This is a genomic window from Pseudomonas mosselii (assembly GCF_003205295.1).
Lineage (GTDB): Bacteria > Pseudomonadota > Gammaproteobacteria > Pseudomonadales > Pseudomonadaceae > Aquipseudomonas > Aquipseudomonas mosselii_B.
In genome coordinates this window covers 47,584-72,636 of record NZ_QJRP01000007.1, presented here as the reverse complement: position 1 = coordinate 72,636, position 25,053 = coordinate 47,584, and the positions used below count along the sequence as shown (strand labels likewise).

Annotated in this window: 23 protein-coding genes and 1 riboswitch; of the genes, 5 read left to right on the top strand and 18 right to left on the bottom strand. The window is 66.1% G+C overall.

Annotation, left to right across the window (positions count from 1 at the left end; all coding sequences use genetic code 11):
* Genes DMX06_RS09325 through cobO form a run of 6 tightly spaced genes read right to left on the bottom strand, consistent with a single transcriptional unit; the run spans position 1 to position 5,892 of the window.
* Entirely contained in the window at positions 1-1,455 is a 1,455-nt protein-coding gene (locus DMX06_RS09325; protein WP_110736412.1) for a cobyric acid synthase, read from the bottom strand.
* A complete protein-coding gene (gene cobD, locus DMX06_RS09320; RefSeq protein ID WP_110736410.1) occupies positions 1,452-2,444 on the bottom strand; it encodes a threonine-phosphate decarboxylase CobD in 993 nt (330 codons plus the stop codon). The genes DMX06_RS09325 and cobD overlap by 4 nt, the downstream gene beginning before the upstream one ends.
* Positions 2,437-3,345, bottom strand: coding sequence for an adenosylcobinamide-phosphate synthase CbiB (cbiB, locus tag DMX06_RS09315; RefSeq protein ID WP_110736408.1), 909 nt, complete (start codon positions 3,343-3,345; stop codon positions 2,437-2,439). The genes cobD and cbiB overlap by 8 nt, the downstream gene beginning before the upstream one ends.
* A complete protein-coding gene (bluB, locus tag DMX06_RS09310) occupies positions 3,342-3,992 on the bottom strand; it encodes a 5,6-dimethylbenzimidazole synthase (RefSeq protein WP_110736406.1) in 651 nt (216 codons plus the stop codon). The genes cbiB and bluB overlap by 4 nt, the downstream gene beginning before the upstream one ends.
* Positions 3,989-5,284, bottom strand: a complete 1,296-nt coding sequence (locus DMX06_RS09305) for a cobyrinate a,c-diamide synthase (protein WP_110736404.1) — start codon at positions 5,282-5,284, stop codon at positions 3,989-3,991. The genes bluB and DMX06_RS09305 overlap by 4 nt, the downstream gene beginning before the upstream one ends.
* Positions 5,281-5,892, bottom strand: coding sequence for a cob(I)yrinic acid a,c-diamide adenosyltransferase (cobO, locus tag DMX06_RS09300; RefSeq protein WP_028690903.1), 612 nt, complete (start codon positions 5,890-5,892; stop codon positions 5,281-5,283). The genes DMX06_RS09305 and cobO overlap by 4 nt, the downstream gene beginning before the upstream one ends.
* 113 nt (positions 5,893-6,005) lie before the next feature.
* A riboswitch (cobalamin riboswitch) is annotated at positions 6,006-6,224 on the bottom strand.
* Between the two features lie 155 nt (positions 6,225-6,379).
* On the opposite strand from cobO, the gene DMX06_RS09295 reads away from it, so the two are divergent.
* On the top strand, positions 6,380-6,958 hold the full coding sequence (locus DMX06_RS09295) for a hypothetical protein (protein ID WP_110736403.1): 579 nt from the start codon (positions 6,380-6,382) through the stop codon (positions 6,956-6,958).
* Here the strand turns inward: DMX06_RS09295 and DMX06_RS09290 are convergent.
* From DMX06_RS09290 to DMX06_RS09265, 6 genes are all read right to left on the bottom strand, one after another.
* Positions 6,938-9,517, bottom strand: coding sequence for a dermonecrotic toxin domain-containing protein (locus DMX06_RS09290; protein ID WP_110736401.1), 2,580 nt, complete (start codon positions 9,515-9,517; stop codon positions 6,938-6,940). The genes DMX06_RS09295 and DMX06_RS09290 overlap by 21 nt on opposite strands.
* A 106-nt stretch (positions 9,518-9,623) precedes the next feature.
* Positions 9,624-10,157 carry a C40 family peptidase gene (locus DMX06_RS09285; protein ID WP_110736400.1) on the bottom strand — a complete coding sequence of 178 codons (534 nt, stop codon included), beginning with the start codon at positions 10,155-10,157 and terminating at the stop codon, positions 9,624-9,626.
* Between the two features lie 146 nt (positions 10,158-10,303).
* Complete coding sequence (locus tag DMX06_RS09280; RefSeq protein ID WP_110736398.1) at positions 10,304-10,939, bottom strand: C40 family peptidase; 636 nt, start codon at positions 10,937-10,939, stop codon at positions 10,304-10,306.
* Between the two features lie 125 nt (positions 10,940-11,064).
* Positions 11,065-11,769: a DnaA regulatory inactivator Hda gene (hda, locus tag DMX06_RS09275; protein ID WP_110736397.1), complete on the bottom strand. Its 705-nt coding sequence runs from the start codon at positions 11,767-11,769 to the stop codon at positions 11,065-11,067.
* A 209-nt stretch (positions 11,770-11,978) separates the two neighbouring features.
* Positions 11,979-13,052: an AI-2E family transporter gene (locus DMX06_RS09270; protein WP_110736395.1), complete on the bottom strand. Its 1,074-nt coding sequence runs from the start codon at positions 13,050-13,052 to the stop codon at positions 11,979-11,981.
* A gap of 11 nt (positions 13,053-13,063) precedes the next feature.
* Positions 13,064-14,119 carry a DUF2066 domain-containing protein gene (locus tag DMX06_RS09265; protein WP_110736394.1) on the bottom strand — a complete coding sequence of 352 codons (1,056 nt, stop codon included), beginning with the start codon at positions 14,117-14,119 and terminating at the stop codon, positions 13,064-13,066.
* Between the two features lie 342 nt (positions 14,120-14,461).
* Between DMX06_RS09265 and purM the strand changes: the two genes are divergently transcribed.
* From purM to DMX06_RS09245, 4 genes are all read left to right on the top strand, one after another.
* Positions 14,462-15,520, top strand: coding sequence for a phosphoribosylformylglycinamidine cyclo-ligase (purM, locus tag DMX06_RS09260; protein WP_110736392.1), 1,059 nt, complete (start codon positions 14,462-14,464; stop codon positions 15,518-15,520).
* Positions 15,520-16,164, top strand: a complete 645-nt coding sequence (purN, locus tag DMX06_RS09255; protein ID WP_110736391.1) for a phosphoribosylglycinamide formyltransferase — start codon at positions 15,520-15,522, stop codon at positions 16,162-16,164. Before purM ends, purN begins: the two co-directional genes overlap by 1 nt.
* 8 nt (positions 16,165-16,172) lie before the next feature.
* Complete coding sequence (locus DMX06_RS09250; protein ID WP_050704538.1) at positions 16,173-16,883, top strand: DUF3108 domain-containing protein; 711 nt, start codon at positions 16,173-16,175, stop codon at positions 16,881-16,883.
* Between the two features lie 183 nt (positions 16,884-17,066).
* Entirely contained in the window at positions 17,067-17,249 is a 183-nt protein-coding gene (locus DMX06_RS09245; protein ID WP_028690913.1) for a hypothetical protein, read from the top strand.
* A 46-nt stretch (positions 17,250-17,295) separates the two neighbouring features.
* Here DMX06_RS09245 and DMX06_RS09240 read toward each other — a convergent pair whose 3' ends face one another.
* The 6 genes from DMX06_RS09240 to DMX06_RS09215 all read right to left on the bottom strand — a co-directional run bounded on the left by DMX06_RS09240 (position 17,296) and on the right by DMX06_RS09215 (position 25,050).
* The gene (locus tag DMX06_RS09240; RefSeq protein WP_110736389.1) at positions 17,296-17,835 is read right to left on the bottom strand and encodes a DUF2058 domain-containing protein; all 540 of its coding nucleotides are present in this window, start codon (positions 17,833-17,835) and stop codon (positions 17,296-17,298) included.
* A 26-nt stretch (positions 17,836-17,861) separates the two neighbouring features.
* A complete protein-coding gene (mazG, locus tag DMX06_RS09235; protein WP_110736387.1) occupies positions 17,862-18,695 on the bottom strand; it encodes a nucleoside triphosphate pyrophosphohydrolase in 834 nt (277 codons plus the stop codon).
* Positions 18,696-18,771: 76 nt separating this feature from the next.
* On the bottom strand, positions 18,772-21,012 hold the full coding sequence (gene relA, locus DMX06_RS09230) for a GTP diphosphokinase (protein WP_110736385.1): 2,241 nt from the start codon (positions 21,010-21,012) through the stop codon (positions 18,772-18,774).
* 99 nt (positions 21,013-21,111) lie between these two features.
* On the bottom strand, positions 21,112-22,470 hold the full coding sequence (gene rlmD / locus DMX06_RS09225) for a 23S rRNA (uracil(1939)-C(5))-methyltransferase RlmD (protein ID WP_110736384.1): 1,359 nt from the start codon (positions 22,468-22,470) through the stop codon (positions 21,112-21,114).
* Complete coding sequence (gene cysM, locus DMX06_RS09220; protein WP_110736382.1) at positions 22,470-23,369, bottom strand: cysteine synthase CysM; 900 nt, start codon at positions 23,367-23,369, stop codon at positions 22,470-22,472. The genes rlmD and cysM overlap by 1 nt, the downstream gene beginning before the upstream one ends.
* 286 nt (positions 23,370-23,655) lie before the next feature.
* Positions 23,656-25,050, bottom strand: a complete 1,395-nt coding sequence (locus DMX06_RS09215; RefSeq protein WP_110736380.1) for a sensor histidine kinase — start codon at positions 25,048-25,050, stop codon at positions 23,656-23,658.
* Positions 25,051-25,053: the final 3 nt, after the last annotated feature.

The following is a 25,053-nucleotide window of genomic DNA, read 5'->3' as shown; positions in this document are numbered from 1 at the left end:
TCAGGCGACTCCACACAGTTGGCGCAGGTGCGCGGTGTCCAGGTGCTGCTCGACCAGGTCGGCCAGGCGCTCGATATCGCGTTCGCGCAGGGCCTCGTAGTCGATGGTCTGCACATCGGCCAGACCTGCCCAGCGCAGCAGTGCAGCGCACGACTGGCTGCCTTCGAACAGGCCATGCAGGTAGGTGGCGAGGATCTGTCCGTCGGCGCTGATGGCGCCGTCGGCACGGCCATCGGCCAGATGCACCGCCGGACACTCCAGCGCCGGCCCCTGGGTGACACCGGCATGGATCTCGTAACCCGACACCGGGCTCTGTTCGAGGTACAGCGTGCCTGTGACATTGCGCAACTGCTTCTCGGCCTCCAGCACAGTGCTATAGGCCAGCAGGCCGAGGCCAGCGCTGGAGCCGGCGGGCCCTTCCAGGCCCAGTGGATCATGCACCTGCTCACCGAGCATCTGCAGGCCGCCGCAGATGCCGATGAGCTTGCCGCCGTAGCGCAGGTGCCGGGCGATGGCGGTGTCCCAGCCACGCTCGCGCAGTTGCGCCAGGTCGCCGCGCACGCTCTTGGAGCCGGGCAGGATGATCAGGTCGGCAGCGGGAATCGGCTGGCCCGGGCCGATGAACTGCAGGTCCACCTGCGGATGCAGGCGCAGCGGGTCGAAGTCGGTGTGGTTGCTGATACGCGGCAGCACCGGGACGATCACCTTGAGCACGCGCTCGCCTTTCGTCCCCTGGCGGGTATCGATACCGTCCTCGGCCTCCAGGTGCAGGTCGGTGACATAGGGCAGCACACCCAGCACCGGCTTGCCGGTACGCTGCTCCAGCCAGTCCAGGCCCGGTTGCAGCAAGGCGATGTCGCCACGGAAACGGTTGATGACGAAGCCCTTGACCCGCGCCTGCTCGCTTGCCGACAGCAGCTCAAGGGTGCCGACCAGGTGGGCGAACACGCCGCCCCGGTTGATATCGGCCACCAGGATCACCGGACAGTCGACCTCCTCGGCAAAGCCCATGTTGGCGATGTCACCGGCGCGCAGGTTGATCTCCGCAGGGGAGCCGGCGCCTTCGACCATCACCACCGGATAGGCTTCGCTCAGGCGCTCGTGGGACGCCAGCACCGCCTGCATGGCGATGGTCTTGTAGTCGTGATAGGCCACGGCGTTCATGCTGGTCACCGCCCGGCCATGGACGATCACCTGGGCGCCGGTGTCGCTGTTGGGCTTGAGCAGCACCGGGTTCATGTCGGTGTGCGGCGCCAGCCGGCAGGCCTGGGCCTGCACCGCCTGGGCGCGGCCGATCTCGCCGCCGTCAGCGGTCACGGCGCTGTTGAGGGCCATGTTCTGCGGTTTGAACGGCACCACGGCGACGCCCTGGCGCAGCAGCCAGCGGCACAGGGCGGTGACCAGCGTACTCTTGCCGGCATCGGAGGTGGTGCCTTGCACCATGAGGGTGGTCATGCCGATTCCTTCTGGTAGTCCGCCAGGGCCTGGGCCAGGCGTTGTTCGTCCGTCGCCGTGGCGGGCAGGCCGAAGCGCAGCGCAGGTGGTTGCTCGAACAGGCGCACCAGGATGCCGCGGCGGGCGAGAAATTCATGCAGGTGCGCGGCACGCTCATCACGCACGTACTGGAACAGGTCGCAGCCACCGCTGGGTGGCAGGCCTGCCCCATCAAGCAAGGTGGCCAGACGCTGGCTGGCCTGGGCGCAACGGGCAATCTGCGCCTGGTGCGCCGCCTCGTCGGCAAAACACGCCTGCCCAAGCACACGGGTCGGGCCGCTGACGGTCCAAGGTCCGAGTGCCTCGGCCAGCCGTCGCAGCACATCCACCTGGGCGACCACAAAGCCCAGCCGCACGCCGGCCAGGCCGAAGAACTTGCCGAACGAGCGCAACACGATCAAACCCGGTTGCCCGGCCTGTTCGACCACGCTGTGATCAGGCGTGTTGTCCATGAAGGCTTCGTCCACCAGCAGCCAGCCACCGCGTTCAGCCAGGCGCGCATGCCAGGCCAGCAGGCGTTCGCGGGCTACTCGGTGGCCGGTGGGGTTGTTGGGATTGACCAGCAGCAGAACATCGAGGCTGTCGAGCACGTCTTCGACCTCGGCCTCCTCCAGTTCGACCACCGCGTGCCCCGCTTGCGCCCAGGCATGTGGATGCTCCGCATAGCACGGCGACAGGACCCCGACCCGCCCTACCGGGCGCAAGAACGGCAAGGCCTGGATCGCCGCCTGGGAGCCGGCCACCGCCAGCAAAGGCTGCGCGCCATAGTACTGCCGCGCCGCCGCCTCCAGGCCGTCCTCGGTCTCCGGCAGCCGGGCCCAGGCTTCCAGCGGAATCGGCGGGATCGGGTAGGGCCAGGGCGCAATGCCGCTGGACAGGTCGAGCCACTGCTCCCGAGGGATGGCGTACTGTTTCACCGCCCGCAGCAGGCGGCCACCGTGTTCAAGCATTCAGATAGGCTCCCACACAGATCAACAGCACCCACAGCCACACGCCGCGCTGCACCAGGCTCCAGCCATGTTCGATGGCATCGGCGTCAGCCATCGGCCCTTCTCCCAGGCGCGGCCGCTCGTGCAACTCGCCGTGATACACCGCAGGGCCACCCAGCTCCACGCCCAGCGCGCCGGCACCAGCGGCCATCACCGGGCCGGCGTTGGGGCTGTCCCACAACGGCGCCTGATTGCGCCAGCAGGCCAGGGCCAGGCGGGTCTTGCCCAACAGCGCATAGGTCAGCGCCACCAGCCTGGCGGGAATATAGTTCAGGCCATCGTCGATGCGCGCCGCGCACCAGCCGAAGCGCTCGAAGCGCTCGTTGCGATAGCCCCACATGGCGTCCAGGGTATTGCTCAGGCGATACAGCACCACCCCTGGCGCACCGGCCACGACGAACCAGAACAGCGCGGCGAACACCGCGTCGCTGCCGTTTTCCAGCACCGACTCGGTGGCCGCCCGGGCCACGGCGGGCTCGTCCAGCTCGCGGGTCTCGCGGCTGACCAGGTAACCGACGCGCCGCCGCGCCTCGGCCAGGTCGCCCTGGCGCAATGCCTGGGCCACCGGCAGCACATGCTCGCCCAGGCTGCGCAGGCCCAGGGCGCAGTAAAGCGCCAGCACGTCCACCAGCCAGCCGATGTACGGCAGCCAGGACAGGATCAGCGCCAGCAGGGTCAGCGGCACCACCGCCAGGAACCACGCGGTAACGCCATGGCTGCGCCAGCCGCGCCCGCCAGCGTTGAAGCGTTGTTCCAGGCGTGAGGCGAAATTGCCGAAGCCCACCAGCGGATGACGCCGACGCGGCTCGCCCAGCAGCGCATCCAGGGCCACGCCCGCCACGGTCAGCAAGGCCACGCTCATGGACGCTCTCCCCAATGGTTTTCGTACAGCATCTCGCTCAACGGTCGTTGCTCGGCCCAGTCCTCCAGCACCAGCATTGGCGCCGGATAGAATTCGGTCACCGGCCCCAGGCACAGCACCGCCATGGGCTTGGCGCCGGCGGGCATGCCCAGCAGCTCGGCCAGGGCCTGGGGGTCGAACAGCGACACCCAGCCCATGCCCAGCCCTTCGGCACGCGCCGCCAGCCACAGGTTCTGGATGGCGCAGGCCAGCGAGGCCAGGTCCATCTCGGGCAGGGTGCGACGGCCGAAGACGTGCGCCTCGCGCTTGTCCATCAACGCCGCCACCAGCACTTCGGCGCAGTCGTTGATGCCTTCGACCTTAAGCTTCATGAATTCATCGGAGCGCTCGCCCAGGGCCTCGGCGGTGCGCACCCGCTCCTGCTCCACCAGCGCCTGAATTTGCCCGCGCAATGCACGCTGACTGATACGGATGAAGCGCCACGGCTGCATCAGGCCCACGCTGGGCGCTTGGTGGGCGGCGGCGAGCAGGCGCCCCAGCAACTCGGGGGCCACCTCACCCCCGGCGAAATGGCGCATGTCGCGGCGTTCGCCGATGGCCCGGTAGATGGCCTGGCGCTCGGCTTCGCTGTAGGCGTGTCGGCTCATGGTCGCAGCAGCGCCGCCGCCGCGTCGGGGTTGGAGGGGAAATAGAAGTGCACGTAGGAGGCAGTCAGGCGCCCCAGGCGATAGACCGCCTCGTTGCCCCGCCCACCGTTGGGGCTCAGGCCACGGGCGATCGGCGCCAGCTCGGTGCTGGTCAGCGAGTGGTGGTAAGTGTGGCCACGCAAGGTGCCTTCGGGCAGTTCGACCGCCTGCAGGGCCAGGGCCGCCAGGCGCTTCTGCATGGTCGCCTCGCCCGGCAGCAGGCCCAGCAGCGCGGCGCGCTCGCCCGCCACGTCGGTCAGTGCGTCGAGCAGGTAGAGCATGCCGCCGCACTCGGCCAACAATGGCTTGCCGGCGGCATGATGGGCGCGGATCGCCTCCAGCATCGGCGCGTTGGCGGCCAGGGCCTGGTGATGCAGCTCGGGGTAGCCGCCGGGCAGATAAAGGCTGTCCACCACGGGTAGCTCGCGGTCATGCACCGGCGAGAAGAACTCCAGGTGCGCGCCAAGGCCGCGCAGCAGGTCGAGGTTGGCACCGTAGGTGAACGCAAAGGCTTCGTCGCGGGCCACGCCGATGCGTACCCCGGCCAGCAACGTGGTTACGCTCGCAGGCTCAGGCCCGGCAAAACTGACCGGTGGCGGCAACGCGGCATCGCAGCTGGCACCGAGCGCTTCGGCGGCGGCGTCCAGGCGTGCATCCAGGTCGTTCAGTTCGCTGGCCTGGACCAAGCCAAGGTGACGGCTGGGCAGCTCGATGCCGCGCTCGCGGGACAGCCCGCCGTACCAGCGCAGGCCTTCGGTCAAGCTGCCTTCGAGCAGTTGCGCATGGCGCAGGCTGCCGACCCGGTTGGCCAGCACCCCGGCGAACGGCAGGTCGGGCTGGTAACGCGCCAGGCCCAGGGCCAGGGCACCGAAGGTCTGGGCCATGGCCGTGCCGTCGATCACTGCCAGCACCGGCACGCCGAAATGGCGCGCCAGGTCGGCGCTCGATGGCGTGCCGTCGAACAGGCCCATTACGCCCTCGATCAGGATCAGGTCGGCCTCGCCCGCCGCCTCCCACAACAGGCGCCGGCTCTCCTCGGCACCGATCATCCACAGGTCGAGCTGGTAGACTGGCGCGCCACTGGCACGCTCGAGGATCATCGGGTCGAGAAAGTCAGGCCCGCACTTGAACACCCGCACCCTGCGCCCGAGGTTGCGGTGCAGGCGGGCCAGGGCGGCGGTGACCGTGGTCTTGCCCTGGCCCGAGGCCGGGGCCGCGATCAGCACGGCGGGACACTGGCGCAAATCACTCACAGTTCGACGCCCTTCTGCGCGCGGATACCGGCCTGGAAGGCGTGCTTGAGCATGCCCATCTCGGTGACGGTGTCGGCCAGCTCGATCATTTCAGGCTTCGCGGCTCGGCCGGTGACGATCACATGCTGCATCGGCGGACGCGCCTGGATATCCGAAAGCACCTGGTCGAGATCCAGGTAGCCGTGCTTGAGGGCGATGTTCAATTCATCGAGCACGACGAACTGGATCGACGGGTCCTGCAGCAGCTGGCGGGAAACGGCCCAGGCGGCCTCGGCGGCGGCGATGTCGCGCTGACGGTCCTGGGTTTCCCAGGTAAAACCCTCGCCCATCACGTGGTAGCGCACCTGCTCGGGGAAACGACGGAAGAACAGTTCCTCGCCGGTGCTATTGCGGCCCTTGATGAACTGCACCACGCCGCACTGCATGCCATGACCCAGGGCGCGGGCGAGCATGCCGAAGGCCGAGCTGCTCTTGCCCTTGCCGTTGCCGGTCAGCACCAGCAACAGGCCGCATTCGTTGGGGGAATTGGCGATGCGCTCGTCGATGATCGCCTTCTTGCGCTGCATGCGCGCCAGGTGACGTTCGTCGCGTTCGATGGATTCGCTCATCAGGGGTCTCCGCAGACTGTCGCGCCGGCGGCGACAGGTAAAGGGCAGGCAGACGAGGAGCGCGCAGGGGGCGTGGCAACGGCCACATCGCACCGCGCATCACCCTCCGTGATGCCGTTTGGCAGTGACAGGCCGGTCTCCGGGCTCATGAGCGGGCGCAGGCCCTGGCCACGCGCCTTCCCGGACATGAAAATCCAGTGGCCTTGCGTAGCCGTCGACTCATCTACCGTTGCGGGGGCAGCGCCGGACTCGCGCCTGCTGGCGCCCACCGGCTTCCCAGTTTCACCCTGCCGAACCGCGGCTCGCAGGGCACCTGAAACACGCCGCGAAGGTTAGAGGGTTGCACCGGGAGCGTCAATCGAACGAGGGCCGATCTGGCCTGGATCAATGGCCGATCCGCCAGCTTGTGCCACACTCAAAGCAGTGATATCACATAGCCACCATTTTTCTCGGCTGACCTCGATCACAATGACAAGGAGAGCGCAGCATGCAAGGCCTGATCATCAACAACCCGCACCTGGAGTTCCTGCGCCCGGCTCTCGAACGCTGGATCGACTGCATCGACCGCTTCAACCAGTTGCAGGGCGACAACGAGGCGCCCTACTGGCACGGTAGCGCCGCCAATGTCGGGCTGCTCGCGGCCGCCGCCTGGCAGGGCGAACTGGTGGCACTGCAGCAATACACGAGCAAGAAGCAACGCGACGAAGGCGAGCGCGAGGGACGCTGCGACCTTTCGATCAGCAGCACCGAGTCAACCCTGCACCTGCGCGCCAGCCAGCGCTGGCCACGCCTGGGGCGCCTCGACCTGGCGACGGCCCTGCAGGAGACCAGCGCGCTTGCCAGGCACATCACCTATGCCAGCCAGCTGCGTGCCGGCGCCCTGTTCGTCACACCGTGGAAGGCGGGCCAGCACGCCAGCCCAGAAGAACTGCAGGACCTGGTGGATGACCTGCAGAAGCACTCGACGTGCGCGATCGCCTGGTACTTCCCCTACGCCTATCGCAAGCTGCACAACGAGCTGGGGCAGTATTTCCCAGGCGTGGCCTTACTGCTCAAGCAAGCTTGAAGGCGGCTCGGCAGGGCTCGGGAAGAAGCGCTGCGCCAGGGTTGGCGTCTTGATCCGCGCGACGAAGCTCGCCCGGTCGAATACCTGGCCGGTACGCAGATCGTAGACCGGCCCCGACACAGGGCCAACCACCTGGCCAAGCGTGACGTGGATGAAGCGAAAGTGCTCGCCATAGACCTGCTCCAGCTTGTCAACTCGGAAGTACCGGCCCGGCAGGAACACCGTCTCGCCCTCGTCCCAGTACAGGGAGAACGGGCTGATCGGCGTTCCATCCTGATAGCAGCCAGCTGGCAGCTCGTAGATGATCGAACTGTCGTCAAATACTCCGACCAGGCCCTGCGGGGCCTGCGCCCGGTGGGCAGAGGCAAACTCAACTACCTTGTAGGGGTTCTCGGTGAAGGACGCGATATCGGTATTGACCAGCACGTCCCCGACATTCAGCTGCCCCTGTCGATAGCGTTCTCCCCCGGTACCGCGCGAGCTGTGCCCGCCTCGATACAGGCTGACCTGGTTACTCCGGGGCAACTGCTCGAGGCTGTCGGCAAGGTCCTTGATGTAGTCGTCCTCATCGCCATAACGATAGGTACCGGAGCGAAACACGTCGTTCACACGAGACTCATCGCTGGTGTAGTACTCGATCAGCGAATTGAAGTAATCACGGCCATGGCGATAGGAATAGTGGGGGGTCCCCGCCGTCAGCACGCAATCCAGCCCATGGCCATCCAGCGCAGGCGCCGTACCCGGCGCCAGCTCCGCGACCGGCCACTGCCTGAGGAGGGTCTTCTGCCGGTGCAAGGCGTTGGCGGAAAGCACTCGACTGGACACTTCGTCCAACGTCACATGGCTGGTCCAGAAACGCGATGTGACACTGGCCATCCCCTCCACCGCCGGCGGGCTTCCACCGGCCAGCCGCGGGGGCTCCAGCAGCAGCCACACCCCGTTCTCATCCAGGCGCACCGGATGCAGGGGGGCGAAAGCAAAGGGATCGTCGGGCGGCACGATCAGCCACACGGCCAGCTCATGGCTGTAACGCACCCGGTAGCTCAGGCCATCCAGAACGATCCAGCAGCCACCGCTCTCGTCGAGCCGCATCCCCCGCAGACGCCCTGCCAGCTCGACCTCACCGGCAAGCACCTGGTTGGCTTCCAGGTCTTGCAACGACGGCGCGGCAGACTGCACAGGCGCCCAATTCGCCAACGAGGTGTTGCGCTCATTGAACGGGGCCTCGTAGGTCAGGGATACCAGGCTGGACTGAAACCCCAGATCGGCCATGTTCAACGCCGCGAACAAACTGTCGAAGATGGCGTCGCGCAGCGCGGCCCTGCGGGCATGATCGTCGACGGCGTTGGCTGCCGCGTCCACGTCGAGCGCCACCTTGGCGACACTGGCACCGAGCAGCGTCAGTGTCATCGGCCAGCCCAACGGTGCAAAACCGCCAAATACCCTGAGGAACGCGGCCAGGTAACCGCTCCACATCGCCGTGCGCAGGTCGGCGTTGTCGAGCATGGTCGAGGCGCTCTGGCGCATTTCCTCATTGGCCCGATTGCCAAGGTAGGTGAACAGCACACCGCTGATCGGCTGTCTGAGGTAGGCCAGGACCATCGTGGCCGCCTGCTCGGACCGGCTGTTGGCGATGCTCTGCAGGGTGGCCTTGACCTCGTGGGTACGTACGCTATCGCGGGCGTCGATGTGTGCGGCGTGGATGAATGCATTCAGCGTGTCGGCGTCCTGCAGCTGTTCGCGCAACCAGCGGGCCATGGCCAGCTCGGATTCGAACCCCTTCAACGCTTCAGTCGCCCATGGGCGGTAGAGCACCACCCGACCGTCCTGCGCCGCGAAACTGTAAAGGCAGCCTCGGTCGACCCGGTCGATCGCATAGCGGCTTGCGACCAGCGGGTTCGCGGTGCTGTCGCGCTGCAGCATGTCCAGCGTCGGCACACCGGTGACGCTCAGCTCATGGCTGACCATGGCACGCAGTCGGGTCCAGTCATCGACGGTAATACGCCCGTCGCGCTTGGCGGCGTGCACCTGGCCCAGCAGATTGATCTTGGCCAGCACACGAAACTTGTCACCGTAGGTGGACCAGAAGCTCGCGAGCTCGGCACGATAGGCGACGGCAAAGTCCAGCGCCCACAGATCCTGCTGCACCACCCTACCCAGCATCGGCACTTCATTGCGCTCATCGAACGCGCTGGCATGGTCCCCCTGGCGATAGAATCCGCCATACAGGTCCAGCTCATCGGGCGCCTGCTGGAAGCGGGCGTCGAAACGCTGGACCACCAGTTCGGCAAGATGCATCGACTTGCTGGGCGGGCCGCTGTGCCACCACCCGGTGAAACTCCGACTGCTGGTGCTGGCCCTGTCGAACTGGTGCCACCAGACGAACCTCGGGTCCATCGCCCTGCCCGTGTGCTTGGACAGGATGCGCTGCGCATGCTGGCGCGCCAGCTCGTAAGGGTCTGGGTACGCGCCGATGATCTCATCAACCAGGCCGGCCAGCGGCCGCCCTGCGTCCAATGCACCGAGACTGCGCTCCACGCGCTCCTTGATCGTGCTCATGCCCCACTCCCGGAATGTCGTTATCGGACGAGCATCCTGGCCACTGGCGGCCGGTGGGGAGCGGTAGATACTTGCGCGGACGGCTCAACGGCCCGCAAGGCGTGACTCAGGGATTCTGCGCCAGGTGCCCAGGCGGCAGTACGCGCTTGGCCTGCAGGTAGGCCTTGGCCCAGTAGCTGTTCGACAGGTAGTCCAGGCGCACGGTGCCGCCGCTGGAAGGCGCATGGACGAAGCGCCCTTCACCCACGTAGATCCCGGCATGGCTGACCTGCGACCCACCGCTGGTGGCGAAGAACACCAGGTCACCCGACTGCAGCGCATTGATATCCACGTTCGGCGCGTGCATGACGATCATCTCGCGGGTCGAGCGCGGCAGGCTGATGCCCGCGGCGTCACGGTAGACGTAGCCGATCAGGCCGCTGCAATCGAACCCGGCATCCGGTGTGTTGCCCCCCCAGCGATACGGCGTGCCCACCAGGCCGATGGCGCGGAACAGCACGTCGTCCGCTGCTGGCGAGGAAGATGCCTGATTGAACACCATCGGCGTCTTGGGTACCGGCGCCGGCGTGGGCGCACGGCTGGAGCAGGCCGCAAGCAGGGCCACCAGGGAAAGGAGTGCGAAGCGCGCCAACATCGCCATGATGCGAACGTCCTGTCGAGAATCCGACGGCCACGGCCGAAGGTAAAAAGAGTTGAGAATTTAGATTAGACGCTTTCTGTAAATGCGCACGGCGGCAAGCTTTTCAGCTACGCCGCCGTGCGAGGTTACAGCATTTTGATATCAAATCAATTGCGCGAGATCGTGGTCGGCGCCATGGCGAGCGCGCGTTTTGCCTCGATGAAGGTCTTGCTCCAGTAGCGATCGCCCAGACTGTCGATACGCACGCCACCGCTGCGGCGGCTGCTGGAGTGGATGAACTGGTTGTCACCCAGGTAGATGCCGGCATGGCTGACGCGGCCACGGCCGTTGGTGCTGAAGAACAGCAGGTCGCCGGGCTTGAGCTTGTTGCGGGCCACCTTGGGCGCGTCAACATTGATCATCTCGCGGGTCGAGCGCGGCAGGTTCATGCCCGCCTCTTCGCGGAACAGGTAGCCGATGAAACCGCTGCAGTCGAAGCCGGACTTCTCGGAGGTGCCGCCGAAGCGGTAGCGGGTACCGATCAGGGCCATGCCGCGTTCGAGAATGCTGTCGGCCAGCACAGGCAGCTGGTACGGCTTGCTGTTGCTGGAGAAGGCCTCGAGGTCGTCTTCGCTGGCCAGTTCTTCCTCGGTGAATACGGAAGACGCGGAAGCCTTGGCCTTGACCGATTGCTCGGCGGCCACGCGGTGATCCTGCGAGGGTGCGACCGGGCCGGTGGAGGCGCAGCCGTAAAGAAGGGTGACAAGTGCAAGTGGCACGAGGGGTGCGAAGCGCTTCAGCATGGGCACGACCGTGTCTGTAGTCCTTTAGAAGGGGGAAACTATGCCTTCTATCGGACCCATTTGCAAATTTTATCGAAAAAGATGTGACTTTTCCGTTTTGACGCTCTGGCACCGTGTTCTCAGGGTCACCAGCCGAGGGTTTCCTTGAGGAACGGGATGGTCAGCTTGCGCTGGGCCTGCAGGGAGGCCTGGTCGAGGCGCTCGAGGAGGTCGAACAGCGCGCTCATGCTGCGCGTGCCGCGGGTAAGGATGAAGTGGCCGACCTCATCGGTCAGGTGCAGGCCGCGGCGCGAGGCACGCAGTTGCAAGGCGCGCAGCTTGTCCTCGTCGGACATGCCGCGCATCTGGAAGATCAGCGCCAGGGTCAGCCGTGATTTCAGGTCGGCCAGCTTGATCGGCAGCTCCCGCGGCGAGCTGGCCGCCGCCAGCAGCAGCCGTCGGCCGCTGTCACGCAGGCGGTTGAACAGGTGGAACATCGCCTCTTCCCAGTCTGCCTTGCCGGCGATCACATGCAGGTCGTCGATGCACACCAGCTCGTACTGTTCGAGGTGGTCGAGCAGTTCGACGCCACGATCGAGCAGTTGCGCCAGGGGCAGGTAGACAGCCGGTTGACCCAACTGCTGGAAACGGTGGGTGGCGGCCTGCAACAGGTGGGTGCGGCCCACGCCCTGCTTGCCCCATAGGTAGATGAGGCTTTCGGTCCAGCCGGCGTCGGCTTCGCACAGCCGCTCGACATAGCCCAGTGCCGCGGCATTGGCGCCGGGGTAGTAGTTGATGAAGGTGGCGTCGTCGCGCAGACGCACACCCAGGGGCAACTGGATCGGTTTCATGCTCGCGGGCGGTCGCGGGGACCACAGGGGGCCTTTGATGAACAGTGTGCAAAGTCTATACCCGCAGCGCGGACGGCACAATCAGCGAGGGGAATAGCACAAGTAAAATCAATCAGTTGCACCATTTCACAAGCATCGCGGGGCAAGCCCGCTCCCACGCTGCCACTGTCGATGACGCCGGCGTGGTAGCGGGCTTGCCCCGCGATTGATCATAGGTCGGGGTCGATCTCCCCGGCATACATGTCCGATTCCTTGTACAGGTCATGCACATGCCGCAGCAGCACCATGATCACTGCCGCCACCGGCAACGCCAGTAGCACGCCGGTAAAGCCGAACAGCTCGCCACCGGCCAGGATCGCGAAGATCACCGCCACCGGGTGCAGGCCGATGCGGTCGCCCACCAGCAGCGGTGTCAGCACCATGCCTTCGAGCGCCTGCCCGACCATGAACACCGCGACGATGCCCAGCATCGGGTACAGCTCACCGCCGAACTGGAACAACCCGGCGACCAGCGCCGCGCCGATGCCGATGATGAAGCCCATGTACGGCACGATCGCCGCCAGCCCCGCCAGCATGCCGATCAGCAGGCCCAGCTCCAGGCCCACCAGCATCAGGCCGCTGGAATAGATGACGCCCAGCGCCAGCATCACGAGCAGTTGTCCGCGCACGAACGCCCCCAGCACCTCGTGGCACTCGCCGGCCAACCCCACCACCTGCGGCTCGCGCTGGCGCGGCAGCAGACTGCGCAGCTTGGCCATCATCAGGTCCCAGTCGCGCAGCAGGTAGAAGCCCACCACCGGGATCAGCACCAGGTTGGCCAGCCAGCCGATCAGCGCCAGGCTCGAAGCGGTGGCCTGGGACAGCAGCACGCCGACGATGTCGGTGGTCTGGCCCATGTGCTCGCCGATGGCGGCCTTGATCTTGTCGAACTTCCAGAAGCCATCGGCCAGGCCCAGGCGGCTCTGCACCCAGGGCAATGCCACATGCTGCAACCAGTCGAGCATCTGCGGCGCCAGCTCGTACAGACGCAGCAGCTGCTTGGCCAGCATCGGCACCAGCACCAGCAGCAAGGCCAGGAAGATCAGGGTGAACAGGCTGAACACCACCACCACGCCCCAGGTACGTGAAAGGCCGAGCCGCTCCAGGCGGTCCACCAGCGGGTCTGCCAGGTAGGCCAGCAGGATGCCCACCAGGAACGGCGAGAGGATGTTGTGCAGGAGGTACAGCAGCAGGGCGACCACAAAAGCCGCGCCCAGCCAGATCCAGCGACGCATATCAATCATTCAAGTATTCCTTACCAGCGAAAACGCAGGCCGTCGAACGGCTTGGCGGCGGTGGCCGGCGGTGTCGCGCCGGCCGGGTCCTGCGTGCTCGGCGCAGGCGTGGTGGCTACAGGCTCGGCAGGCAGTTCCTGGAGCTTGGCCAGGCTCAACTGCGCGCGCAGCTGTTCGCGATTGCCGCTGACGCGGTAGGTCAGGGTGCCGCCATCGGCCATCTGCAGACGCGCACCATAAGGCTCGAGCACCCGGCTCAGCTCGGCGTAGCGTTGCAGGTTCATGCCCTGGACCTGCACCTGCAGGTCGCTGCTGGCGCCGGGACGGGTGACGTAACGCGGCGCCAGGCGATTGCTCACCGCCAGCAGCACGGCATCGGCCAGGGCCGCCTGATCGGCGCCCTCGGCGCTACCCTGCTCACGCTGGTCGCCCAGCCACAACTGCCACTTGCCCTGCCACTTGCCATCGGCCTCGTGGGCGTGCACCGCCAGCAGCGCATCGGCGCCATAGCGCTCGGAGGCCTCGCGCAGCGGCGCCGGGTCGTTGCCTTCGAGCAACTTGGCATTGGCCACCAGTTGCTCCTGCAGATCGGCCAACGGCAGGCGCAGTGGCAGGCCGCGGTGCTGGGCGGCTCGGCGCAGGGGCTCGGCGACGGCCTGGCCATCACCGACCAGGTTGCTGCCCTCGACGCTGTCGTTCAGCCACCAGCCGAGGATCGACGGCCGGTTGCTGCCCCACAACGCCAGCCCTGCCTGGCGCAGGGCGCGCTCGGTGCTGCCGGGGTCGAACTCGACCAGCACCGACTCCGGCGGCCCGGCCTCGGTGCCGACCTGGTTGATGATCTGCTGCGGGTCCTTGCGCAGCGCGGCCAGTGCCGGGTTCTGCGCAGCCTTGGGGTCGCCGGTCAGGCGCAGCACCAGGGTATCCAGGGCTTTGCCGGTGGCCTGGGCGCGGGCTTCGCTGCCCTGCCCTTCGACGGGCTCACGCACCTGGTACAAACCGGAGACGGTTTCGGCCTGGGCGACGCTGCCGGCCACAGCCAGGCAGGCACCAGCGAGGAAATTGAGAAGACGCATTGAGGATTCCTGTCCAGATGACCTTGGGGCGACACGCCCTTGCCTGTCGGCTGTGACCGCGCAAGCACGGGAAATGCTCCGCCTTGCCGGCCCTTTGCGTTGGGCGCCATGCCTATACCTTATACAGGCACCGGCGCGGCAACCAGCCGCACAGGGTGAAACACGGTTTTTTGCCCAGATTTCCCGCCTGCCCGTCGGCCTGAGGATGGCCGCCTCGGGGCAACCCTGATAAAATCGCGCGCCTTCGCAGACCAGTGACGTACAGGCAGCCGCCGTTTCTGAAACCGGCCTTGGCCGTCCCGGTCGTTTTTCTGAATCCCTCCCTCCTAAAGGCCTGGATCAATGAGCAAGCAACCCTCCCTGAGCTACAAAGACGCCGGTGTAGACATCGACGCCGGCGAAGCACTGGTCGAACGCATCAAGGGCGTCGCCAAGCGCACCGCACGTCCTGAAGTCATGGGTGGCCTGGGCGGCTTCGGCGCCCTCTGCGAGATCCCGGCCGGCTACAAGCAGCCGGTGCTGGTCTCCGGCACCGACGGCGTCGGCACCAAGCTGCGCCTGGCGCTGAACCTGAACAAGCATGACAGCATCGGCCAGGACCTGGTCGCCATGTGCGTCAACGACCTGGTGGTGTGCGGCGCCGAGCCGCTGTTCTTCCTCGACTACTACGCCACCGGCAAGCTCAACGTCGACGTGGCCGCCACCGTGGTCACCGGCATCGGCGCCGGTTGCGAACTGGCCGGCTGCTCGCTGGTCGGTGGTGAAACCGCCGAGATGCCAGGCATGTACGAAGGTGAAGACTACGACCTGGCCGGCTTCTGCGTCGGCGTGGTGGAAAAGGCCGAGATCATCGACGGCTCGAAAGTGGTCACCGGCGACGCCCTGATCGCCCTGCCATCCTCCGGCCCGCACTCCAACGGCTACTCGCTGATCCGCAAGATCCTCGAAGTCTCCGGCACCGACATCGACAACACCCAGCTCGACGGCAAGCCGCTGGCCGACCTGCTGATGGCGCCGACCCGCATCTACGTCAAGCCGCTGCTGCAGTTGATCAAGCAGACCGGCGCGGTCAAGGCCATGGCCCACATCACCGGCGGCGGCCTGCTGGACAACATCCCGCGCGTGCTGCCAAAAGGCGCCCAGGCCGTGGTCGACGTGGCCAGCTGGCAGCGCCCGGCGGTGTTCGACTTCCTGCAGGAAAAAGGCAACGTCGACGAGCATGAAATGCACCGCGTGCTGAACTGCGGCGTGGGCATGGTCATCTGCGTGGCCCAGGACCAGGTCGACAACGCCCTGAAGGTGCTGCGCGCCGAAGGCGAGCAGCCTTGGGTGATCGGCCGTATCGACGTGGCCGCCGAAGGCGCCGCCCAGGTCGAGCTGCAGAACCTCAAGGCACACTGATGCCCTGCAATGTAGTCGTGTTGCTGTCGGGCTCCGGCAGCAACCTGCAGGCACTGATCGACCGCAACAGCGCCAGCGACAGCCCGGCACGCATCCGCGCGGTCATCTCGAACCGTGCCGATGCCTATGGCCTCGAGCGTGCCAAGGGCGCCGGCATCGATACCGCGCTGCTCGAGCACACCGGTTTCGACGGTCGCGAAGCCTTCGACGCGGCGCTGATGGCGCTGATCGACGGTTTCCAGCCCGACCTGGTGGTGCTGGCCGGTTTCATGCGCATCCTCAGTGGCGATTTCGTACGCCACTACCAGGGCCGCCTGCTGAATATCCATCCGTCACTGTTGCCCAAGTACAAAGGCCTGCACACGCACCAACGCGCGCTGGAAGCAGGCGACGCCGAGCATGGCTGCAGCGTGCACTTCGTCACCGAGGAACTCGATGGCGGGCCTCTGGTCGTACAGGCTGTGGTACCCGTGGCAACGGATGACACCGCGCAGACGCTCGCCCAGCGCGTGCACCTGCAGGAACACCAGATCTACCCGCTGGCGGTGCGCTGGTTCGCCGAAGGACGCTTGCGTCTGGGCGAACAGGGTGCATTACTGGATGGCCAGCCGCTGGCGGCCAGCGGTCACTTGATTCGATCCTAGGAGAACTTATGCGTCGCGCCCTGCTCTTGGCTCTCGCCGTGCTCGCCCTGCCCCTCCAGGCAGCTGACCTGAAGCCTTTCGCGGCCAGCTACACCGCCGACTGGAAACAGCTGCCAATGAGCGGCACCGCCGCGCGCAGCCTGGAAAAAAACGCCAACGGCACCTGGAGCCTGAACTTCAAGGCTTCGATGATGATCGCCAGCCTGACCGAGCAAAGCACCCTCAAGTTCGAGAACGACACCCTGCTGCCACAGCAGTATCATTTCGAACGTGGCGGCCTGGGCAAGGCGAAGAAAGTCGACCTGAACTTCGACTGGGCCGGCAAGAAGATCACCGGCAGCGACCGTGGCGATGCCATCAACCTGCCGCTCAATCGCGGCGTGCTGGACAAGTCGTCCTATCAACTGGCCCTGCAGCATGACGTGGCAGCCGGCAAGAAGAGCATGACCTACCAGGTGGTTGACGGTGACGAGATCGACACCTACGACTTCCGCGTGCTGGGCACCGAAAAAGTAACCACCAAGACCGGCCAGGTCGACGCGATCAAGGTCGAGCGCGTGCGCGACCCGAGCCAGAGCAAGCGCATCACCGAGCTGTGGTTCGCCAAGGACTGGGACTACCTGCTGGTCCAGCTGCGCCAGGTCGAGACCGATGGCAAGGAGTACGTGATCGTGCTGCAGGATGGCACGGTCGATGGCAAGGCAGTCAAGGGTAACTGATCGTCAGGCCTGCAATGCCCGAAGCCCCGCCTTGCGCGGGGCTTCTTTTTGGGTGAATACCCCTCGATCGGCCCCTTCATGAAACTTGTTTCATCGCTGTTTTATTTACTTAGCCTGCTAACAAATTCTATAAAGGAGGCCTGCGACACAGTGCCGCAGCCAACCAAGCAGTGGAGTTTGACGATGACAGTCCAAGTAACCGAACGCGACGAATCGAAAATGTCCCACGAAGGCCAGGCCGCTGGCCTGCGGATCTGGGACGTGCATCAGCAAGGCCAACTGGTCGGCATGTTCCACGACGAGCAACAGGCTCACCAGTACCGCATGGAGCTGGAATACCTCGAGCGCCAACGTCCGGCGCAGTGACCCGGCCTTGCAACAAAAAACCCCGCCAAGGCGGGGTTTTTCGTACTTACCACATCAGATCGTCCGGGATCTTGTAGGCTGCGTACGGATCGTCCTCGTCCGCCTCCTCGACATGGGTGTTGAGCAGCAGGATACGGTTGGGGTCGCGCTCCTGGATCTTCACCGCCGCCTCGCGCGGGATCACTTCGTAGCCGCCGCCATGGGCGACGATGGCCAGCGCGCCATTGCTCAGCTTGCTGCGCATCAGGGCGTTGACGGCGATGCGCTTGACCTTCTTGTCATCGACGAAGTTGTAGTAATCCTCGGTGGTCAGCCTGGGCAGCCGGGTCGCTTCGATCAGTTGCTTGACCTGCGCGGCGCGGGCCTTCTGCTCGGCCTTTTCCTGGACCTGGCGATTCAGCTCCTGGTCCTTTCTGGCTTTCTCGGCCTGGGCTTCCTTGGCCAGGCGCTGCTGGCTGTCGTCCACCTCGACCTGGCCCTTGTGTTCCAGGCGTTTCTGTTTCTTCTCGGCCTTGTTGGTCTGAGAAACCTGTTTCTGGTTGACCAGACCGGCTTTGAGCAATTGGTCGCGAAGGGAAAGGCTCATGGGTGTTCACTCACTTATGCATCGGCTCAGCCGCAGCTGGGCAGGTTCTTTTCCTGACGCTTGGCCTCGCCCCACAGGGCGTCCAGCTCGTCGAGGGTACGATCTTGGATGGACAGGCCCTGCTCGCGCAATGCCTGTTCGATAAAACGGAAACGGCGCTCGAATTTACGATTGGCGCGGCGCAAGGCGTTTTCCGGGTCGTGCCTGAGGTGCCGGGCCAGGTTGACGGTGGCGAACAGCAGGTCGCCCAGCTCGTCCTCCAGCGCGTCGCTGTCGCCGTCGGCCATGGCCTGCAGCACTTCGTCGAGCTCCTCGCGGACCTTGTCCAGCACCGGCAACGCCTCGGGCCAGTCGAAGCCGACCGTGGCGGCGCGCTTCTGCAGTTTGGCGGCGCGGGACAGCGCGGGCAAGGCCGCGGGTATGTCGTCGAGCAGCGATAACTGCTCGGGCTCGCTCTTTTCAGCGCGCTCCTCGGCCTTGATCTCCTCCCAGCGCGACTTGACCTGGGCCTCGTTCAGCGCCGGGGTGTCCAGTGGCGCATACAGCTCGCCGGTGGGGAACACATGGGGGTGACGGCGGATCAGCTTGCGGGTGATCGAATCGACCACGCCATGGAACTCGAAGCGCCCTTCTTCACGGGCCAGCTGGCTGTAGTAGACCACCTGGAACAACAGGTCGCCCAGCTCGCCCTGCAGGTGCTCGAAATCGCCGCGCTCGATGGCGTCGGCGACCTCGTAGGCTTCCTCGAGGGTGTGCGGGACGATGCTGGCGTAGTCCTGCTTGAGGTCCCAGGGGCAGCCATATTGCGGGTCGCGCAGGCGGGCCATGAGGTGCAGCAGGTCTTCAAGGGTGTAGGTCATGGGTTGTCCTTACCGGCCCCATCGCGGGGCAAGCCCGCTCCCACGGCGGGAACGGGCTCGCCCCGCGATGGCGGTATCAAGGGGTGCGATTACGCCGCGTCTCGATGATGTTGGGCAACTGCGAGATCCGCCCCAACAGACGCCCGAGGGCGTCCAGGCCGGGGATCTCGATGGTCAGCGACATCAGCGCGGTGTTGTCTTCCTTGTTCGAGCGAGTGTTGACCGCCAGCACGTTGATCTTCTCGTTGAGCAGCACCTGCGACACGTCGCGCAGCAGCCCCGGGCGGTCGTAGGCACGGATGATGATGTCGACCGGGTAGGTCTGCACCGGGATCGGTCCCCAGCTGACCTGGATCATGCGCTCCGGCTCCTTGCCCGCCAGTTGCAGCACCGAGGCGCAATCCTGGCGGTGAATGCTCACGCCACGGCCCTGGGTGATGTAGCCGACGATGGCATCGCCCGGCAGCGGCTGGCAGCACCCGGCCATCTGCGTAAGCAGGTTGCCGACCCCCTGGATCTGGATATCGCTGCGCTTGCCCGCACGGATGCCACGGGCCTGGCGCGGGATCAGTTCGACCGGTTCCAGACGCTCAGGCTCGAGCAGCTGCTGGGCGGCGTTGACCATGTGCGCCAGGCGCAGGTCGCCGGCGCCAAGGGCAGCGAACATGTCCTCGGCGGTCTTGACGTTGGCCTTTTCCGCCAGGCGTTCGAAGTCCACCTGGGGCAGGCCCAGGCGGCTCAGTTCGCGCTCGATCAGGGTCTTGCCGGCGGCCACGTTCTGGTCGCGGGCCTGCAGCTTGAACCAGTGGACGATCTTGGCCCGGGCCCGCGAGGTGGTCACATAACCCAGGTTGGAGTTCAGCCAGTCACGGCTCGGGCTGCCGTGCTTGCTGGTGATGATCTCCACCTGCTCGCCGGTCTGCAGGCTGTAGTTCAGTGGCACGATACGGCCGTTGATCTTGGCGCCACGGCAGTTGTGGCCGATCTCGGTGTGCACCCGGTAGGCGAAGTCCAGCGGCGTGGCGCCCTTGGGCAGGTCGATGGCGTGGCCATCGGGGGTGAATACGTAGACACGGTCCGGCTCGATGTCGACGCGCAGCTGTTCGGCCAGGCCGCCGATGTCGCCCAGCTCTTCGTGCCACTCCAGCACCTGGCGCAACCAGGAGATCTTTTCTTCGTAGTGGTTGGAGCTTGGCTTGACGTCGGTGCCCTTGTAGCGCCAGTGGGCGCACACGCCCAGCTCGGCCTCCTCGTGCATGGCGTGGGTACGGATCTGCACCTCCAGCACCTTGCCCTCGGGGCCGATCACTGCGGTGTGCAGGGAGCGGTAGCCGTTTTCCTTGGGGTTGGCGATGTAGTCGTCGAACTCCTTCGGAATGTGCCGCCACAAGGTGTGCACGATGCCCAGCGCGGTGTAGCAGTCGCGCACTTCCGGCACCAGCACGCGCACCGCGCGCACGTCGTAGATCTGGCTGAACTCCAGGCCCTTGCGCTGCATCTTGCGCCAGATCGAATAGATGTGTTTTGCCCGGCCGCTGATGTCGGCGTTGACGCCGGTGGCCAGCAGCTCGTTCTGCAGCTGGTTCATCACGTCGCTGATGAAGCGCTCGCGGTCCAGCCGGCGCTCGTGCAGCAGCTTGGCGATCTGCTTGTACTGGTCTGGCTCGAGGTAGCGGAACGACAGGTCCTCGAGTTCCCACTTGATATGGCCGATACCCAACCGGTGCGCCAGCGGCGCATAGATGTCGAACACCTCGCGCGCCACGCGCAGGCGTTTCTCGTCATCGGCGGACTTGACCGCACGGATGGCGCAGGTGCGTTCGGCGAGCTTGATCAGCGCCACGCGCACATCGTCGACCATGGCCACCAGCATCTTGCGCAGGTTCTCGACCTGCGCCTGGGAGCCAAGTACCAGCGACTGGCGCGGGCTGAGGCTGGCACTGATGGCCGCCATGCGCAGCACGCCGTCGATCAGCTTGGACACCACCGGGCCGAAACGCTGGCCGACCTCGGCCAGGGTCACCTTGCCTTCGCGCACCGAACGGTAGATGACCGCCGCCACCAGCGAATCCTGGTCAAGCTTGAGGTCGGCGAGGATCTCGGCGATCTCCAGCCCCGCCTGGAAACTGGAGGTGCCATCGGCCCAGGAATGCTTGGCCGGATTACCCTTCCTCTCGACTTCATGGGCGAACTCGCAGGCCTCTTTCAGCCCCGGGCGATCGAGCTGCGAATCGACGCTCACCACATGATCGAGCCATGCTTCGAGATTGATACTGCCGTCGTTGTTGACCGGCTGGTGCACTCTCACCTGTACCATCTTTGTTCTACCTTTCCATACAGTGCACCACGCGGGTGCACTGGCTATCACCTGTGCGTCCCTCACTCCCTGAAGGGCGCACCAAGAGGGCCAGCCCGGCTAGCCCGCTTCGAATAACGCCATGGCCTCGACATGCGCCGTTTGAGGAAACATGTCGAGAATCCCGGCCCTTTTTAACCGGTACCCCTGCCCGACCAGCACCTGCGCGTCTCGCGCCAGCGTGGCCGGGTTGCACGATACGTAGACCAGCCGTTTCGCACCCAGCCGGGCGATGCCTTGCACCACCTCGAAAGCCCCGTCGCGCGGTGGATCCAAGAGTACCGCAGAAAAGCCCTCGGCGACCCATCCGGCGTCCGCCAAAGGCTGCGATAAATCGGCCTGAAAAAACCGAGCGTTATGCACATTGTTGCCGTGGGCATTGGACGCGGCGCGCTCGACCATGGCCTGCACGCCTTCCACCGCCACCACCTCGCGCGCCTGGCGAGCCAGCGGCAAGGCGAAGTTGCCCAGCCCGCAGAACAGGTCCAGGACCCGCTCGTGCGCTTCAGGTGCCAGCCAGGCCAGGGCCTGCTGGATCATCAAGGTGTTGACCTGGGCATTGACCTGGACGAAGTCGCCCGGCCGCCAGGCCAGCTCCAGCCCCCAGGGTTCCAGGGCAAAGCCCAGTTGCACCGCGACATCCACCGGCGCCGGGTCACCCTCGCCCTGCAGCCACAGCTGGGCGCCGGCCTCACGGCAGAATGCCTCGAGCCGCGCCAGGTCTTCACTTGGCAAGGGCGCCACATGCCGTACCAGCACCGCCTCGGCGGTACCGCTGAACAGCTCCACGTGCCCCAGCGCTTGCGGCTTGCCCAGGCTGCGCAGCACGGTGGGCAGGTGGCGCATGATCGCCTGCAAGGGCTGTACCAGCACCGCGCATTCGTCGATGCCGACGATGTCCTGGCTGGCCTCGGCGCGAAACCCTACGTCCAGTTGGCGCGCCTTGGGGTCCCAGCGTACCGCGACCCGCGCCCGGCGGCGGTAGCCGAATTCCGGTCCGCTCAGGGGAACAGCCCACTCCTCGGGCTGCACACCGGCCACTCGCTGCAGCTGCTCGGCGAGCAGGCGCTGCTTGAGCGCCAGCTGGCCGTCATGGGGCAGGTGCTGGAGGTTGCAGCCACCGCAGCGGGCGTAGTGCCGGCAAGGCGCTTCGCGGCGCTCGGGGCTGGCCTGGAAAACGCGCTCAAGGCGCGCCTCGACCACCTTGCCGCGGGCGGCCAGCACCCGCGCCTCGACGTCCTCGCCGGCCAGCGCGCCGCTGACGAACCAGGTACGCCCCTCGCTGAAGGCGATGCCGCGACCGTCACCGGCCACGCGCTCGATCGACAGGCGTTGCTTCTTGCCCACGGGCACCTGCGCGGCACGGTTGCCGCCGGCCGGCTGGAAGCGCAGGCCGGTGTTGCTTTTCTTTCTGGACATCAGGTCGGGTCGAACAGGCCGGTGGAGAGGTAACGATCGCCGCGGTCGCAGATGATGGCGACCATCACCGCGTTCTCGACTTCACGGGACAGGCGCAGCATCGCCGCCACCGCACCGCCGGAGGATACGCCACAGAAAATGCCCTCTTCGCGGGCCAGGCGACGGGTGGTCTCCTCGGCCTCCTGCTGGGACATATCGACCACGCGGTCGATGCGGCTGGCGTCGAAGATCTTCGGCAGGTACTCGTGGGGCCAGCGGCGGATGCCCGGAATGGCCGAGCCTTCCATCGGCTGCAGGCCGACGATCTGCACCGCCGGGTTCTGCTCCTTGAGGTACTGCGAGCAGCCCATGATGGTGCCGGTGGTGCCCATGGAACTGATGAAATGGGTGATGGTGCCCTGGGTCTGCTGCCAGATTTCCGGGCCGGTGCTGTTGTAGTGGGCGATCGGGTTGTCGCCGTTGGCGAACTGGTCGAGGACCAGGCCGCGGCCTTCGGCCTGCAATTTCTCGGCAAGATCGCGCGCGCCCTCCATGCCCTCTTCCTTGGTCACCAGGATCAGCTCGGCGCCATAGGCAGTCATCGCCGCCTTGCGTTCGGCGGTGGAGTTGTCGGGCATGATCAGGATCATCTTGTAGCCCTTGATCGCCGCGGCCATGGCCAGAGCGATGCCGGTGTTGCCGGAGGTGGCTTCGATGAGGGTGTCGCCGGGTTTGATCTGGCCACGCAGCTCGGCGCGATTGATCATCGACAGCGCCGGGCGGTCCTTGACCGAGCCGGCCGGATTGTTGCCTTCGAGCTTGAGCAGCAAGGTGTTGCTGGTGTTCCCGGCGAGACGCTGCAGGCGAACCAGAGGCGTATGGCCGATGCAATCGGCGATGGTTGGGTACTGCAGGGTCATGGGCGTTTTCGCAATCCGGACGGCAGGGGCGTCTATCATACCGGCAAACCCTGCTCGGCCATATCACGCAATTGCTGGATGTTATAGCTCATGGCTATAAGAGCATGGGCAAACCGTAAGTCATAGATTCAGCGAGTCCCTGTGGGAGCGGCCTTGTGTCGCGAAAGGGCTGCACAGCAGCCCCGGCGGCAGTGGCGGTGACGCTGACATCTCGGGGCCGCTTCGCGGCCCTTTCCGACCGGTCCGACGCCTCGGCAAGGCCGCTCCCACAGGGCTGGGCGATCTCCTAAAGGGAGAGCGGAGCCTTTGTGGAAACGGGATTGACTCGCGATGGGTCTGACTCTACTGCTGCCAGGCGCATGCACAAGCGCAGGCCATGCTCGCCATTGACCGCCCACACGCTCCCACCCTGTCGCCGGATCGCATTGCGGGCAATGCTCAAGCCCAGGCCGAAACCACCGTCCCCGGGCCGCGAACCCTCCAGCCGGGAAAACGGCGCGAAGATCCGCTCCAGGTCGTCCTCGGCCACGCCACCGCCCTCGTCTTCCAGGTCGATACGCCAATACCCGCCCTCACGCCAACCGCCCAGGCGCACCACGCCCGCCTCCGGGGAATGACGGATGGCGTTGCGCAGCATGTTCTCCAATGCCTGGGCCAGGTCGTTGAGGCTGCCCTGCACCCAGCAGTCGGCCGGCAGCTCGCAACGCAGCCGCCGCGGCGCCCAGCCGCTTTCATAGCAGGCGTTCTCGCTGAGCAGGTCCCACAGCGCCGCCACCTGGATCGGCTCGAGGTTCACCGGCGCACGCTCGGCGTCCTGCCAGGCCAGCTGCAAGGTGTCCTCGACCAGTTGCTGCATGCCATCCACCTCGCGGTGCAGGCGTTCGCGCAGGCGCTGCAGGTCGGTCTCGCCATCGCAGGCCACGCGCAGGCGGCTGAGCGGCGTGCGCATCTCGTGGGACAGGTCGCGCAGCAACTGCTGCTGCAAGGCCACGGTGCCCTGCAGGCGCTCGGCCATCTGGTCGAAGGCCCGGGCCAGTTCGCCCAGTTCGTCCTTGCGCCGCGTGGTACGCGAATCCAGGCGGGCCGCCAGCTGGTCGGCCCGCCAGGCATTGGCCTGTTCGCGCAACTGGTTGAGCGGCACGATCAGCATGCGGTACAGGCCGACGCACAGCAGCAGGGTGAACAACCCGGGGATGATGCCGTTGGTCACGACGCGCCAGAACAACCGGTACTGACCGGGGTTGAAACGCTCCGGCAGCTCGATCACCAGCATGCCCTGCTCCGGCGCACCGGGGAACGGCAGGCGCAACCAGGGCTGGCCGACACTGCGTCGGCTCATGGGCCAGTCGACGCCACGCAGGCGTGTCAGGCGCTGGGCCTGACCGGCGGTCAGGTCGGCGCTGCCCAGCGGCTGCAGGTCGCCATCGAGCACACCCACCCAGCCCTGCTCGCGCTCGCGCATCGTGGCCAGCCAGGCGTCCACGCCCTCACGGTCGCCGCTGCGCCAGGCCTGCTCGGCCTCCGCCGCGTAGCCGCGCAGCACTTGCCGCGCCGGCTCGGACAGAAAGGCATCCTGGGTTTCCATGTGCCGGCCCCAGCTGTAGCTCAGGCCGATCATCAGCAGGCAGAAGCCCACCAGCAGGACGGTCAGTTTCCAGAACAGCGAGTGGCGGTCGAGCACGGT